The organism is Enterobacter cloacae complex sp. 2015409 (assembly GCF_041365315.1).
Classification (GTDB): domain Bacteria; phylum Pseudomonadota; class Gammaproteobacteria; order Enterobacterales; family Enterobacteriaceae; genus Enterobacter; species Enterobacter pseudoroggenkampii.
The window spans coordinates 319,201-334,467 of record NZ_JBFTVM010000002.1; the positions used below are offsets into that span (position 1 = coordinate 319,201).

Below are 15,267 nucleotides of genomic sequence, written 5' to 3' on the forward strand. Positions count from 1 at the left end.
CGGCAATTTTTTGCATCCGGGAAATTTTCAATGATCAGTCTGATTGCAGCGCTGGCGGTGGACCGCGTTATCGGTATGGAAAATGCCATGCCGTGGAACCTGCCTGCCGATCTCGCATGGTTTAAACGTACTACGTTAAACAAGCCGGTAGTGATGGGCCGCCTGACCTGGGAGTCGATTGGTCGTCCATTGCCGGGCCGTAAGAATATCGTTATCAGCAGCCAGCCAGGCACTGACGATCGCGTCGAATGGGTAAAATCAGTAGACGAGGCGATTGCTGCATGCGGCAATGCCGAAGAGATTATGGTGATTGGCGGTGGGCGTGTGTACGAGCAGTTCCTGCCAAAAGCGCAGAAGCTGTATCTGACCCACATTGATGCAGAAGTGGAAGGGGATACCCATTTCCCGGACTACGATCCGGACGAGTGGGAATCGGTATTCAGCGAATTCCACGACGCGGATGCACAGAACTCTCACAGCTACTGCTTCGAGATTCTGGAACGTCGTTAAGTAATTTTCCTACCCCTCACCCTAACCCTCTCCCCAAAGGGGAGAGGGGACTGTTCGGTGCGGCCTTTTGGGGAAGGGGGCACTAGTCAGGAGGCAACGGCCTCACTTTCTCCTAAGTCCAGCTGTCGGTTGGACGGCTGCACAAAGTAAGCTTTATCTTCCCAGCGTAAGCAGGTTAACTCCCCACCCCAGCAGCATCCGGTATCCAGACCGTAAATCCCTTCCGGCGTTCCTTTTCCTTCCAGTGCTGCCCAGTGACCAAATACCACGCTGTACTCGCTGGTCACCGGTCCCGGAATGGCAAACCACGGTTTCAGCGGGGCGGGCGCGCTTTCCGGCGTCTCTTTGGAATACATATCCAGCTGCCCGTTCGGGAAGCAGAAACGCATGCGGGTGAACGCGTTGGTGATAAAGCGCAGGCGGGCCAGACCGCTGAGATCCTCGCTCCAGTGGTTCGGCATATCGCCATACATGGCATCAAGGAAGAAAGGATACGAGTCGCTCGCCAGCACCGCCTCAACGTCACGCGCGCAGGTTTTCGCCGTCTCAAGATCCCATTGTGGCGTGATCCCGGCATGCGCCATGACCAGCTTTTTCTCTTCGTCGATCTGCAGCAGGGGCTGACGGCGCAGCCAGTTAATCAGATCGTCCGCGTCCGGCGCATCCAGCAGTGGTGTGAGGCGATCTTTAGGCTTGTTGCGGCTGATCCCGGCGAAAACCGCCAGCAGATGCAGATCGTGATTACCCAGCACCATGCGCACGCTGTCGCCCAGCGATTTGACGAAACGTAATACTTCAAGGGAGCCGGGGCCACGCGCGACTAAATCGCCCGTCAGCCAGAGCGTGTCCTGTCCTGGCGTAAAGTCGACCTGTTTTAACAATGCGATCAGTTCATCGTAGCAACCGTGAACGTCGCCAATCAGATATGTAGACATTAGATTAATGAATGAGTGTAGTAACGGCGAGACGGAACACAGGGATGGCAACGCGGAATCCATTGCCATCGACGTCGACCATTTCATAATGGCCTTGCATGGTACCCATCGGCGTTTCAATTACCGCGCCGCTGGTGTACTGGTACTCTTCGCCAGGGGCGATGTGGGGCTGTTCACCGACCACACCTTCGCCCTGAACTTCAATTTCGCGGCCATTGCCGTTAGTGATTAGCCAGTAGCGCCCGCGCAGCTGCACGGGCATCCGCCCCAGATTGCGAATGGTCACGGTATAAGCGAAAACAAAACGATCTTCGTCCGGAGAGGACTGTGATTCAATATAGACGCTTTGTACATGGACACATACGCGGGGCGAATCAATCATGGCTTAACTCTCCTTCGGCGGCGCATTATCGCTGATGTAATTAGCCAGCTTGCAGTACTGCTCTACGGAAATATTCTCCGCACGCATTGCCGGGTCGATCCCCAGCTCGGCTAACACCTCTACGGTAAACGAATTGCTCAGGCTGTTACGGATCGTTTTACGGCGCTGGTTAAAGGCTTCTGTGGTAATGCGGCTCAGTACGCGCAGATCTTTAACCGGATACGGTTTCGTCTTGTGCGGCACAAGGCGAACAACCGCTGAATCCACTTTCGGTGGTGGTGTGAACGCTGACGGCGGTACTTCGAGTACCGGGATCACGTTGCAGTAATATTGTGCCATCACGCTTAAACGACCATACGCTTTACTGTTCGGGCCTGCAACCAGACGGTTAACAACCTCTTTTTGCAACATGAAGTGCATGTCGGCAATGGCATCAGTATAGCTAAAGAGGTGGAACATGAGCGGCGTGGAGATGTTGTACGGCAGGTTGCCGAAAACGCGCAGCGGCTGGCCCATTTTTTCCGACAGTTCGCCAAAGTTCATGGTCATGGCATCCTGCTGATAGATGGTCAGCTTCGGCCCGAGGAACGGGTGCGTTTGCAGGCGTGCGGCCAGATCGCGGTCCAGTTCGATGACGGTCAGTTCGTCGAGGCGTTCGCCTACCGGCTCGGTCAGTGCGGCAAGGCCCGGGCCGATTTCGACCATCGCCTGGCCTTTTTGTGGATTAATAGCCGAGACAATGCTTTCGATCACGAACTGATCGTTAAGGAAGTTTTGCCCGAAACGTTTACGGGCTAAGTGGCCCTGATGGACTCGATTAGTCATTGAGTATTAACAATCATTTTGATGGCGAGATTAAGCGCCGTAATAAAACTGCCGACATCCGCCTTCCCCTGGCCTGCCAGATCAAGCGCAGTACCGTGGTCAACGGACGTTCGAATAAAGGGTAAACCGAGGGTGATATTCACCCCGCGGCCAAAGCCCTGGTATTTTAGCACGGGCAGGCCCTGATCGTGGTACATCGCGAGCACGGCGTCGGCATTATCCAGGTATTTTGGCTGGAAAAGGGTATCTGCAGGCAGCGGCCCGCTGAGGTTCATCCCCTTCGCCCGCATTTCGTTGAGAACCGGAATAATGGTGTCGATCTCTTCGGTGCCCATGTGCCCGCCTTCACCGGCGTGTGGATTCAGGCCGCAAACCAGAACGTGCGGCTGCTTGATGCCGAATTTGGTTTGCAGGTCATGATGCAGGATCCCGATGATCTCCCGCAGCAGCTCCGGGGTGATGGCATCCGGAATGGCCTTAATGGGCAGATGGGTTGTCACGAGAGCAACACGCATCTCCTCGGTCGCTAGCATCATCACCACTTTCGGACTGTGCGAGCGCTCTTCGAAGAACTCCGTATGCCCGGTAAACGGTATGCCCGCTTCGTTGATCACGCCTTTGTGAACGGGGCCGGTAATCAGAGCGGCAAATTCGCCCTTCAGGCAACCGTCGCAGGCGCGCGCAAGGGTTTCAACGACATAGTGGCCGTTTTCCGTGCTGAGCTGACCCGGAATGACCGGCGTTCGAAGGGGAACAGAGAGAAGGGTAAGCGTACCGGCTTGCTGTGGTGCAGGCTGTTGGCCTTCAACGTAAGGGATGAGCGTTAAAGGCAGACCGAGCAGTGTTGCCCGGTCTTGTAACAGTGTTGCATCGGCGCAGACAACCAGTTCTACCGGCCAGCTGAGCTGGGCGAGCTGGACAACGAGGTCAGGCCCAATCCCGGCGGGTTCGCCGGGCGTGATAACAACACGATGCTGTTTCATTAGTTGCTCAGCACTTTCACGTAAGCACTGGCGCGTTGTTCCTGCATCCAGGTGGCTGCTTCTTCAGAGAACTTACGGTTAAACAGCATACGGTAGGCTCTGTCTTTCTGTGCCGCATCCGTTTTATCAACGTTACGGGTGTCCATCAGCTCGATCAAATGCCAGCCAAACGAAGAGTGGACCGGCGTGCTCATCTGGCCTTTGTTCAGCTTCATCAACGCGTCACGGAAGGCAGGATCGTAAATATCCGCAGCCGCCCAGCCCAGATCGCCGCCCTGGTTAGCAGAGCCAGGATCCTGAGAGAACTCTTTTGCGGCCTTCGCAAACGAGGTTTTACCGCTCTTAATGTCTGCTGCGATCTGTTCCAGCTTCGCACGCGCCTGATCGTCAGTCATGACCGGTGACGGTTTCAGCAGAATGTGGCGAGCGTGAACTTCGGTGACGGAGATATTTTGGCTCTGGCCGCGCAGATCGTTCACCTTCAGAATGTGGAAGCCCACGCCTGAACGGATAGGACCGACGATATCCCCTTTCTTCGCCGTGCTCAGCGCCTGGGCAAAGATGGATGGCAGCTCCTGAATACGTCCCCAGCCCATCTGGCCGCCTTTCAGCGCCTGTTGGTCAGCGGAGTAGGTGATGGCCAGCTTGCCAAAGTCGCCGCCGTTACGCGCCTGTTCAACAATAGAACGCGCCTGGCTTTCTGCTTCCGCAGCCTGATCGGACGTTGGGTTCTCTGGCAGTGGAATCAAAATGTGGCTCAGATTCAGCTCTGTGCTCGCATCGTTCTGGTTACCCACCTGTTTTGCCAGCGCGTCCACTTCCTGAGGCAGGATAGTGACGCGGCGACGCACTTCGTTGTTACGTACTTCTGAAATCAGCATCTCTTTACGGATCTGATTACGGTAGGTGGCGTAGCTGATGCCGTCATAGGCCAGACGGCTGCGCATCTGATCTAAAGACATATTGTTCTGCTTCGCGATGTTAGCGATCGCCTGATCGAGCTGCTCGTCAGTGACCTTCACACCCATTTTCTGCCCCATCTGCAGAACGATCTGATCCATGATCAGACGCTCCAGGATCTGGTGGCGCAGCGTGGCGTCATCCGGAAGCTGTTGACCGGCTTCGCCCGAATTGAGCTTCACCGATTTCATCAGACCGTCAACGTCACTTTCAAGCACGACGCCGTTGTTAACCACAGCAGCGACTTTATCAACAACCTGGGGGGCCGCGAAGCTGGTATTCGCAACCATAGCGACACCGAGCAGCAGCGTTTTCCAGTTCTTCATACTTTTTCCATTTCAATTAACCGCAAAGCGGATTACGTTGCAAATCAAGCACATTACAAGGAAGTACGGTATGGCAGAATATTCGAGCGCAGCATTTTCTGCGTACCCAGACCGTAGTTGGAACTCAGGCCGCGTAGCTCGAAGTTAAAGCCAATCACGTTATCGTATTTGCTCTGATTGTTGTTAGTATCCCAGCCGTTAAGCTTACGTTCGTAACCGACACGCAGCGCGTAACAGCAGGAGTTATATTGCAGACCCACCATCTGGTCAGCTGCTTTATGAGTGTTGGTGTCAAAGTAGTAAGCGCCAACGACTGACCAGCGATCGGCGATTGGCCAGCTTGCTGCACCACCGACCTGCGAAATACCGTCTTTATACTGTTCTCCATTGCCGTAGTTTGGCAATGTGGCCTGAATATATTCCGGGCTGGCATAACGATAGGTCAACTGCACCATACGGTCTTCATCCCGGCGATACTCAATGGCCGCTGTACTGTTGGCGATATTGTCGAGACGGGTGTCATATTGCACGCCACCGCGCAGACCCCAACGGTCGGTCATACGCCAGTAGGTGTCACCAGCCCAAATCAGCGAACCTGTTTTGTTATCTTTCTCCCACTTAATATTGTCATCGCCCGTGCGAGACTCGGTGAAATAGTAGATTTGACCAACAGAAACGTTAAAACGTTCAACGGCAGCATCATCATAAACGCGCGATGTGACCCCGGTCGTTACCTGGTTTGCCGAGGCGATGCGGTCAAGGCCACCGTAGGTACGGTCGCGGAACAGGCCGCTATAGTCAGACTGCAGTAATGAGGAGTCGTAGTTATTAATATTGCTCTGATCGCGATAAGGCACGTACAGATACTGCATACGTGGCTCCAGCGTCTGGGTATAGCCATCCGCCAGTAGACCCATATTGCGTTCGAAGATCAGCTTGCCGTCCATTTTGAACTGCGGAAGCGTACGGTTTACGGATTCTTCCAGGTGACCGGTATTGTTTGGATTCGCGTTGTAATCATCGATATTTTTCTGCTGATAGTGGGTCGCCATCAGCTTAGCTTCCGTGTTCAGACTTGCCCAGTCATTTGACCATGGCAGGTTGATTACGGGCTCCAGGTGAACGCGGGTGGCTTCCGGCATATTGGAATTTGTGTTTACAAAATGCACCGCCTGACCATAAATACGGGTGTCGAATGGACCCACGTCGTTCTGGTACCAGTTAACGTCCAGTTGTGGCTCAGCGCCATAGGTACTCGCCGTTTGGCTATCAAATACCTGGAACTGCTTGCTTGTTACTGTCGCATCAAAGTTCTGCACCGCATAGCCTGCGCTGAAGATCTGCGTGGCATAACCGTCAGTACTCGAACCGTATTTTGACGAGAAATCGTTGAAGTAGTTCGGGTCACTCACCTTGGTGTAGTTGACGTTGAAACGCCAGACCTGATCCATCACACCGGAATGTTGCCAGAAATACATCCAGCGGTGTTTATTACCTTCGGTCGGATGCTCATCCTGGAAGACTTTATCCGACGGCAGGTAATCCAGCTCCATCAGACCTGCACCAGCGTGTGTCAGATAGCGGAACTCGTTCTCCCACATGATGTTGCCGCGCTTGTGGATATAGTGCGGCGTGATCGTCGCATCCATGTTTGGCGCGATGTTCCAGTAATACGGCAGGTAGAACTCAAAGTAGTTCGTGGTGCTGTATTTGGCATTTGGGATCAGGAAGCCGGAGCGACGTTTGTCACCCACGGGAAGCTGCAGATAAGGGCTGTAGAATATGGGCACTGGACCCAGTTTGAAGCGGGCGTTCCAGATCTCTGCGACCTGTTCTTCGCGGTCATGGATAACCTCGCTTCCGACCACGCTCCAGGTATTTGAACCCGGCAGACACGACGTGAATGTACCATTTTCCAGGATCGTATAGCGGTTTTCGCCGCGCTGTTTCATCAGGTCTGCGTCACCGCGCCCCTGGCGACCCACCATCTGGTAATCACCTTCCCAGACGTTAGTATCTTTAGTATTCAGATTTGACCAGGCTTTCGGACCTTTCAGGATGACCTGATTGTCGTCATAGTGCACATTACCCAGCGCATCCACCGTTCGTACCGGCTCGGCCGCACCTTCCGGCTGCTTCTGGTGCAATTGCACTTCATCTGCCTGCAGGCGGCTATTACCCTGGTTAATATCCACATTGCCCGTAAACGTGGCATTGTCAGGGTAAGTCCCTTTCGAACTGTCGGCAGTAATGGTTACCGGCAAGCTATTTGTATCGCCACTCACCAGTGGGCGATTATAACTTGGGACGCCAAGCATACACTGCGAGGCGAGATCGGCCGCCAGCCCCTGTTGACTATACAGGGCGGAGCCAATCATTGTGGCCAGAAGGGTGGGGATACGTTTTTTCATACGTTGTATTTTATTGTTCCGTCATCAGTGGCTACGGCTTACAAACGCTCAGAGACTATCTTACTCATCTGCGCAGTACCAGCGTTAATCCTGCCCGTTTGCGTGCCAGAGTGTTAGGCTCGCTATCGAATGACGAGTATGATAAAGCAAATTATAGGCGATGTCCTTCAATTGACCGTGACTTGAACACAGTGATGATGACGTTGCGTCGGCCAGGAATATGACTATCCGGGGAGTATATGCAGTATTGGGGTAAAATAATCGGCGTTGCGTTCGCCATCATCATGGGTGCCGGGTTCTGGGGGATTGTGCTTGGACTTATTATCGGCCATATGTTTGATAAGGCGCGCAGCCGCAAAATGGCCTGGTTTGCCAATCAGCGCGAGCGTCAGTCACTCTTTTTCTCCACCACCTTTGAGGTGATGGGGCACTTAACCAAATCCAAAGGGCGTGTCACAGAAGCCGATATTCAGATTGCCAGCGTTTTTATGGATCGTATGAACCTGCATGGCGATTCCCGTCTGGAAGCGCAAAATGCGTTTCGCATCGGTAAATCGGATAACTATCCGCTTCGCGAAAAAATGCGTCAGTTCCGCAGCATCTGCTTCGGACGTTTTGATTTAATTCGGATGTTTCTGGAAATTCAAATCCAGGCGGCCTTCGCCGACGGTTCACTTCACCCTAATGAACGTGATGTGCTGTACGTCATTGCGGAAGAGTTGGGCATCTCCCGTATGCAGTTCGACCAGTTCCTGCGCATGATGCAGGGCGGGGCGCAGTTTGGCGGCGGCTATCACCAGCAGTCGTCCGGCGGTGCCTGGCAGCAGGCGCAGCGTGGACCGACGCTGGAAGATGCCTGCAACGTGCTTGGCGTAAAGCCCTCTGACGATCAGACCACGATTAAACGTGCCTATCGTAAGCTCATGAGCGAGCATCATCCGGACAAACTGGTCGCGAAAGGCCTGCCGCCAGAAATGATGGAGATGGCGAAGCAAAAAGCGCAGGAAATCCAGAAGGCGTACGAGCTCATTAAAGAGAAGAAAGGTTTCAAATAAGAAAAAGCCCGACGGTGTCGGGCTTTTTTTTAGAAGTCCACCGGGGCTTTAAACGTCATCGCGTTACCGAAGGCCGGATGGGTGATAGTGAGCGTCTGCGCGTGCAGCTGCAGACGTGGCGCTAAGGCCAGCGCTTCAGGCGGCGCGTAGAAGCGGTCGCCCAGAATCGGATGACCCAGAGCGAGCATATGCACGCGAAGCTGGTGTGAACGTCCGGTAATCGGTTTAAGCAGGACGCGCGCGGTATTATCCGGCGCATACTCCAGCACTTCATACTCGGTCTGCGCGGCCTTGCCGGTTTCGTAGCACACCTTCTGCTTTGGCCGGTTCGGCCAGTCGCAGATCAGCGGTAAATCCACCAGCCCTTCCGCCTGCGCGGGGTGGCCCCAGACGCGGGCGACATACTGCTTTTTCGGCTCGCGCTCGCGGAACTGACGTTTTAACTCGCGTTCCGCCGCCTTATTTAACGCCACCACAATCACGCCGCTGGTGGCCATGTCCAGGCGATGGACAGACTCCGCCTGCGGATAATCGCGCTGAATGCGCGTCATCACGCTGTCTTTGTGCTCATCCAGACGCCCCGGCACGGACAACAGGCCGCTGGGCTTGTTGACCACCATAATGTGTTCATCCTGATACAGAATGACCAGCCAGGGATCCTGCGGCGGATTGTAAGGCTCCATCACCATCTTGCGCTCCGTTTACTGATGCGTCACAACGATAAGACGCAGGGCATCCAGACGCCAGCTCGCCTGATTCAGGCTTTCCAGCACCTGCTGACGGTTACTTTCAATCGCCGCCAGCTCGTCGTCACGAATGTTCGGGTTGACGGCTTTTAACGCTTCCAGACGCGACAGCTCCGCAGACAGTTTCTCATCGGCTTCACTACGCGCAGCGTCAATCAGCGCTCTGGCCGCTTTCTCAATCTGGGTTTCGCCCAGTTGCAGAATAGCGTGCACGTCCTGCTGGACCGCGTTAACCAGCTTGCTGCCGGTATGGCGGTTCACCGCGCTCAGCTGTCGGTTGAAGCTTTCGAACTCGACCTGTCCGGCCAGGTTCGTGCCGTTTTTGTCCAGCAGCAGGCGGACCGGCGTTGGCGGCAGGAAGCGGGTGAGCTGCAGCTGTTTCGGCGCCTGCGCTTCCACAACGTAGATCAGCTCTACCAGCAGGGTGCCGACAGGCAGCGCCTTGTTTTTCAACAGGGAGATGGTGCTGCTGCCGGTATCGCCGGAGAGGATCAGGTCCAGACCGTTACGGATCAGCGGGTGTTCCCAGGTGATAAACTGGGCATCTTCGCGGGACAGCGCCACGTCACGCTCGAAGGTGATGGTACAGCCATCTTCCGGCAGGCCCGGGAAATCCGGAACCAGCATGTGATCGGACGGGGTCAGGACAATCAGGTTCTCGCCACGGTCGTCCTGGTTGATGCCGACAATGTCGAACAAGTTCATGGAGAAGCTGATCAGACTGGTGTCATCATCTTGCTCTTCAATACTCTCAGCAAGCGCCTGCGCTTTTTCACCGCCGTTGGAATGGATCTCGAGCAGGCGATCGCGACCCTGTTCCAGCTGCGCTTTCAGCGCGTCGTGCTTCTCGCGGCAGGACTTAATCAGATCGTCAAAGCCGTCGGTGTTTTCCGGCGCGGCCAGGTAGCCGATCAGATCGCCATGCACCTGATCGTAAATGGTGCGGCCCGTCGGGCAGGTATGTTCAAACGCGTCCAGACCTTCGTGGAACCAGCGTACCAGCACGGACTGCGCGGTTTTTTCCAGATACGGCACGTGGATCTGAATATCATGCGCCTGACCAATACGGTCCAGACGGCCGATACGCTGCTCCAGCAGATCCGGGTTAAACGGCAGATCGAACATCACCAGGTTGCTGGCGAACTGGAAGTTACGGCCTTCAGAGCCGATTTCCGAGCACAGCAGAACCTGCGCGCCGCTGTCCTCTTCCCCGAACCACGCCGCGGCGCGGTCGCGCTCGACGATGGACATGCCTTCGTGGAACACGGCGGCACGAATACCTTCGCGCTCGCGCAGGACCTGCTCCAGCTGCAGCGCGGTGGCCGCTTTGGCGCAGATCACAAGCACTTTCTGGGAGCGGTGTGCGGTCAGGTAGCCCATCAGCCACTCCACGCGCGGATCGAAGTTCCACCAGGTGCCGGTATCGCCTTCAAATTCCTGGTAGATTTGTTCCGGATAAAGCATGTCGCGGGCGCGCTCTTCCTGGGTTTTGCGCGCGCCCATAATGCCGGAGACTTTAATCGCCGTCTGATACTGCGTCGGCAGCGGAAGCTTGATGGTGTGCAGCTCGCGTTTCGGGAAGCCTTTGACGCCGTTACGGGTATTTCGGAACAGCACGCGGCTGGTGCCGTGGCGGTCCATCAGCATGTCGATCAGCTCTTTACGCGCGGATTCCGCATTGTCGCTCTCGCTGTTCGCGGCCTGCAGAAGCGGCTCGATATCCTGCTCGCCAATCAGATCGCTCAGGGTGTTGAGTTCGTCATTTGAAAGACGCTTGCCCGCCAGCAGCATGGCGACGGCATCCGCCACCGGACGGTAGTTATTCTGTTCTTCCACGAACTGCGCAAAGTCGTGGAAACGGTTTGGATCGAGCAGGCGCAGACGGGCAAAGTGGCTTTCCAGCCCCAGTTGCTCCGGCGTTGCGGTCAGCAGCAGGACACCTGGCACGCGTTCGGCAAGCTGCTCGATAGCCATATATTCGCGGCTCGGCGCATCTTCGCTCCAGACCAGGTGGTGAGCTTCGTCGACCACCATCAGGTCCCATTCAGCATCGCACAGATGCTCAAGACGCTGCTTGCTGCGGCGCACGAAGTCCAGGGAGCAAATCACCAGCTGTTCGGTTTCAAACGGGTTGTCCGCATCGTGCTGCGCTTCGGCGTAGCGTTCGTCGTCGAACAGCGAGAAACGCAGGTTAAAGCGGCGCAGCATCTCGACCAGCCACTGGTGCTGCAGGGTTTCTGGCACCACAATCAGCACGCGTTCGGCAGCCCCGGAAAGCAGCTGTTGATGCAGGATCATGCCCGCTTCGATGGTTTTACCCAGACCCACTTCATCTGCCAGCAGCACGCGCGGCGCATGGCGACGGCCCACGTCATGGGCGATGTTCAGCTGGTGGGGGATCAGGCTGGTGCGCTGGCCGCGCAGGCCGCTCCACGGCATGCGGTACTGTTCACTCTGGAACTTACGCGCGCGATAGCGCAGGGAGAAGCGATCCATACGGTCGATTTGCCCGGCAAACAGGCGGTCCTGCGGCTTGCTGAACACCAGCTTGCTGTCGAGCAGCACTTCGCGCAGGATGACATTGGCCTCGTCGGTGTCCAGACGAGTCCCAATGTAGGCGAGCAGTCCATTCTCTTCTTTTACGTCTTCAATCTTGAGCTGCCAGCCGTCATGGCTGGTCACGGTGTCACCCGGATTAAACATCACGCGGGTTACAGGGGAGTCATTGCGAGCGTACAGACGGTTTTCACCGGTGGCTGGGAAGAGGAGGGTAACCATACGCGTATCGATTGCTACGACGGTTCCTAATCCAAGTTCGCTTTCTGTATCGCTGATCCAGCGTTGACCAAGTGTAAAAGGCATAGTTGTTCGGCTCTAATCTTTAATTGCAGGCAATAGTTCGACCCCCGTCAAAAAAGACGGTCATCGAAAAATGGGTCCGGGAATGGAAAGGGCGCTATGGTACTGGATGGCAGCCATTTCGTCACGCGTCAAAATAGGCCAAGTTGCCCTGTCACTAGTGTAGCAAAATCATCGTCGATGAAGGGCAAAATTCCGTCGGCAACCGGCTGAAGCTGACGCGTCAGATAGTGTTCGTAATCCAGCGGAGAACGCTGATAATCCACGGGTTCCGGGCCGCTAATGGTCCAGACGTATTTGATGGTCCCCCGGTTTTGATACTGCGGCGCGCGGCCGCGGCGTACGTTTTCTTCATCCGCGAGACGCGCGGCGCGTACGTGCGGAGGAACGTTACGCTGGTACTCCGCCAGCGGGCGGCGCAGGCGCTTGCGGTACACCAGCTGCGCGTCAAGTTCGCCCGCCATCAGGCTGGCTATCGTCTCGCGCACATAGTCCTGATAGGGCTCATTGCGGAACACCCGAAGATAGAGCGTCTGCTGGAACTGCTGCGCCAGCGGCGTCCAGTCGGTACGCACTGTCTCGAGCCCTTTAAAAACCATCCGCTGCGCGTCGCCTTCCTGAATCAGCCCGGCGTAGCGCTTCTTGCTGCCCTGATCGGTACCGCGAATGGTGGGCATTAAAAAGCGGGCGAAATGGGTTTCAAATTCCAGCTCCAGCGCGCTGGTTAACCGCGCTTTCTGCAGATGTTCCTGCCACCAGTCGTTCACGAAGGCGACCAGCGCTTTACCGATTTGCGCGGCGTCTTCTTCCGAATGCGCGCCCTTAAGCCATACAAAGGTGGAGTCGGTGTCGCCGTAGATGACGTCATAGCCCCGGGATTCAATCAGCGCTTTGGTCTGGCGCATGATCTCGTGCCCGCGCATGGTGATCGACGACGCCAGCCGCGGGTCGAAGAAGCGGCAGGCGCTGGTGCCCAGCACGCCGTAAAAGGCGTTCATGATGATTTTCAGCGCCTGTGATAGCGGCTTGTTACCGTGGCGCTTGGCCTCGTCGCGGCCGTTCCAGATGTTTCCCACGATGTCAGGCAGACAGTGTTTTTCCCGCGAGAAGCGTGCGCCGAGGAAGCCTTCGGTGCTGTGCTCATCATCCGGCTGGGCCATGCCCTCAACCAGCCCGACGGGATCGATCAGGAAGGTACGGATGATCGACGGGTACAGACTTTTGTAGTCCAGGACCAGAACGGAGTCATACAATCCTGGCCGGGAATCCATGACGTAGCCGCCGGGGCTGGCCTGCGGCGGCACGTCCCCGAGGTTAGGGGCGACATAACCTGCCCGGTGCATCCGGGGAAAATAGAGGTGGCTAAAGGCGGCAACCGAGCCACCGTGCCTGTCGACCGCGAGGCCGTTCACCGTCGCGCGCTCCAGCAGGAAGGGCATAATCTCGGTTTTGTGGAATATCTGCGTGACCAGCTCGCAGTCTTTCAGGTTATAGGTGGCGAGCGCGGGCTTGTCTTCGTTAAAGCGCCGGTCGATCTCGTCCATTCTGTCCCAGGGGTTATCGATGGATTTACCTTCGCCAAGCAGCTCCTGCGCCACTGCTTCAAGGGAGAAGGAAGAGAAGCTCCAGAAGGCGGATTTGAGCGCCTCGATGCCGTCGATAATCAGGCGGCCGTTCGCCTGTGCGAAGAAAACGCCGTTCTTAAAACCGTGTTCGCGCCATTCCAGCTCGCTGTTGCCGCGCCCGAGCGTCAGCGGGATGCGGTAGCGCTCGGCGTGTTTTTGCAGCACGCGCAGGTCAAACTGCACCACGTTCCAGCCGATCAGAACATCGGGATCGTAGTCGGCAAACCACTGGTTAAGCTTCTCCAGCAGCTGCGGGCGGCTGTTGACGTACTCAAGCCGGAAATCCAGCGCGGACGCATCGCCATTCGGCGGCCCGAGCATATAGACAACCCGATCGCCGCAGCCTTCCAGGCCAATGCAGTACAGTTCGCCGTGACGGGTGGTTTCGATATCCAGGGAGACCCACTTCAGCGGTGGGCGATAGTGCGGATTCGGCTTCAGGCGCGCGTTAACGACGCCGCCGTTTTGTTCGATGCCATCAACCCAGACGGGGGCGGTAATGAACCGCTCCATCAGAAAGCGTTCCGGCGGGCGGATATCGGCTTCGTAGAGCGTCACGCCCGCCTCGCGGAGCAGTTTTTCATAGCGCATCAGCTGGCGATGGGCGCGACAGTAGAGGCCGTAAACCGGCTGGCGGTGGAAATCCTTCAGTTCAAGCGGGGTAATGCGCCAGCCGTTTTCGCCGCGCAGCAGCTGTTTCACTTTTTCGACGTGGGCTTCAGGAATAAAGGCCACGGATTCCTGCGGGGGCAGCGTAACGTGCAGCGGACCGTTGTCCGTCGCCAGCCAGAACGCGACCTCGGTGCCCTGAGGGGTATCCCGCCAGTGTCGGGTCAGTAAAAAACCTTCTTGCGCCTGCGCCACGCCGTTATCCCAGAAAACAAAACCAGGCCTGATTATAGCCTGGTTAAGATTTTAATGCTGGGTTTATATACAGCTTACTGCCCGTAGTAGGCCTTCGCACCGTGCTTGCGCAGGTAATGCTTATCCAGCAGGGTTTGCTGCATATCCGGCAGCTGCGGTGCCAGCTGGCGACAGAAGATCCCCATATAGGCGATCTCTTCGAGCACGATGGCGTTATGCACCGCGTCCTCCGCGTTTTTCCCCCAGGCAAACGGGCCGTGGGAGTGCACCAGCACGCCGGGCATCTGCGCCGCGTCGATCCCCTGTTTTTCAAAGGTTTCGACAATCACGTTGCCGGTTTCCCACTCATACTCGCCGTTGATTTCTGCATCGGTCATCAGACGCGTGCAGGGAATGGTGCCGTAAAAGTAGTCCGCGTGTGTGGTACCGGTCGCCGGGATGGACTGGCCCGCCTGCGCCCAGATGGTGGCATGGCGCGAATGGGTATGCACGATGCCGCCGATGGTCGGGAATGACCGATAGAGCAGGCGGTGAGTGGGCGTATCGGAGGACGGTTTTTTCTTACCTTCCACCACTTCGCCGGTCTCGAGGCTGACAACCACCATATCGTCTGCGGTCATCACCGTGTAATCCACGCCGGAAGGCTTAATCACGAACACGCCTTTTTCCCGATCAACGGCGCTGACGTTGCCCCAGGTCAGGGTCACCAGATTATGTTTCGGCAGCGCCAGGTTGGCTTCGAGCACCTGACGTTTGAGATCGTCTAACATAGTTGTCTCCTGCCGG

Annotated in this window: 12 protein-coding genes; 2 read left to right on the forward strand and 10 right to left on the reverse strand. The window is 56.3% G+C overall.

Annotated elements, in window-relative coordinates:
• The first annotated feature begins 30 nt into the window (after positions 1-30).
• Positions 31-510: a type 3 dihydrofolate reductase gene (gene folA, locus ACDO57_RS15200; protein WP_008502023.1), complete on the forward strand. Its 480-nt coding sequence runs from the start codon at positions 31-33 to the stop codon at positions 508-510.
• Between the two features lie 86 nt (positions 511-596).
• Here the strand turns inward: folA and apaH are convergent, their stop codons facing one another.
• Genes apaH through lptD form a run of 6 tightly spaced genes read right to left on the reverse strand, consistent with a single transcriptional unit; the run spans position 597 to position 7,332 of the window.
• On the reverse strand, positions 597-1,445 hold the full coding sequence (apaH, locus tag ACDO57_RS15205) for a bis(5'-nucleosyl)-tetraphosphatase (symmetrical) ApaH (protein WP_023310360.1): 849 nt from the start codon (positions 1,443-1,445) through the stop codon (positions 597-599).
• 4 nt (positions 1,446-1,449) lie between these two features.
• Positions 1,450-1,827: a Co2+/Mg2+ efflux protein ApaG gene (gene apaG, locus ACDO57_RS15210; protein WP_370884213.1), complete on the reverse strand. Its 378-nt coding sequence runs from the start codon at positions 1,825-1,827 to the stop codon at positions 1,450-1,452.
• A gap of 3 nt (positions 1,828-1,830) precedes the next feature.
• Positions 1,831-2,652 carry a 16S rRNA (adenine(1518)-N(6)/adenine(1519)-N(6))-dimethyltransferase RsmA gene (gene rsmA, locus ACDO57_RS15215; RefSeq protein ID WP_023310362.1) on the reverse strand — a complete coding sequence of 274 codons (822 nt, stop codon included), beginning with the start codon at positions 2,650-2,652 and terminating at the stop codon, positions 1,831-1,833.
• On the reverse strand, positions 2,649-3,635 hold the full coding sequence (pdxA, locus tag ACDO57_RS15220) for a 4-hydroxythreonine-4-phosphate dehydrogenase PdxA (RefSeq protein ID WP_148768868.1): 987 nt from the start codon (positions 3,633-3,635) through the stop codon (positions 2,649-2,651). The genes rsmA and pdxA overlap by 4 nt, the downstream gene beginning before the upstream one ends.
• Positions 3,635-4,921 carry a peptidylprolyl isomerase SurA gene (surA, locus tag ACDO57_RS15225; RefSeq protein ID WP_267215259.1) on the reverse strand — a complete coding sequence of 429 codons (1,287 nt, stop codon included), beginning with the start codon at positions 4,919-4,921 and terminating at the stop codon, positions 3,635-3,637. Before surA ends, pdxA begins: the two co-directional genes overlap by 1 nt.
• A 53-nt stretch (positions 4,922-4,974) precedes the next feature.
• Entirely contained in the window at positions 4,975-7,332 is a 2,358-nt protein-coding gene (gene lptD, locus ACDO57_RS15230; protein ID WP_024907434.1) for an LPS assembly protein LptD, read from the reverse strand.
• Positions 7,333-7,571: 239 nt separating this feature from the next.
• On the opposite strand from lptD, the gene djlA reads away from it, so the two are divergent.
• On the forward strand, positions 7,572-8,387 hold the full coding sequence (djlA, locus tag ACDO57_RS15235; RefSeq protein ID WP_008502016.1) for a co-chaperone DjlA: 816 nt from the start codon (positions 7,572-7,574) through the stop codon (positions 8,385-8,387).
• A 29-nt stretch (positions 8,388-8,416) separates the two neighbouring features.
• Here djlA and rluA read toward each other — a convergent pair whose 3' ends face one another.
• The 4 genes from rluA to araD form a co-directional block, all read right to left on the reverse strand.
• Entirely contained in the window at positions 8,417-9,076 is a 660-nt protein-coding gene (gene rluA, locus ACDO57_RS15240; protein ID WP_008502014.1) for a bifunctional tRNA pseudouridine(32) synthase/23S rRNA pseudouridine(746) synthase RluA, read from the reverse strand.
• Between the two features lie 12 nt (positions 9,077-9,088).
• The gene (gene rapA, locus ACDO57_RS15245; protein ID WP_061715982.1) at positions 9,089-11,995 is read right to left on the reverse strand and encodes an RNA polymerase-associated protein RapA; all 2,907 of its coding nucleotides are present in this window, start codon (positions 11,993-11,995) and stop codon (positions 9,089-9,091) included.
• 128 nt (positions 11,996-12,123) lie between these two features.
• Complete coding sequence (polB, locus tag ACDO57_RS15250) at positions 12,124-14,481, reverse strand: DNA polymerase II (RefSeq protein WP_290094456.1); 2,358 nt, start codon at positions 14,479-14,481, stop codon at positions 12,124-12,126.
• Positions 14,482-14,555: 74 nt separating this feature from the next.
• Positions 14,556-15,251 (reverse strand): L-ribulose-5-phosphate 4-epimerase, encoded by a 696-nt coding sequence (araD, locus tag ACDO57_RS15255; protein ID WP_290094457.1) that lies wholly within the window; start codon positions 15,249-15,251, stop codon positions 14,556-14,558.
• Between the last annotated feature and the right edge of the window lie 16 nt (positions 15,252-15,267).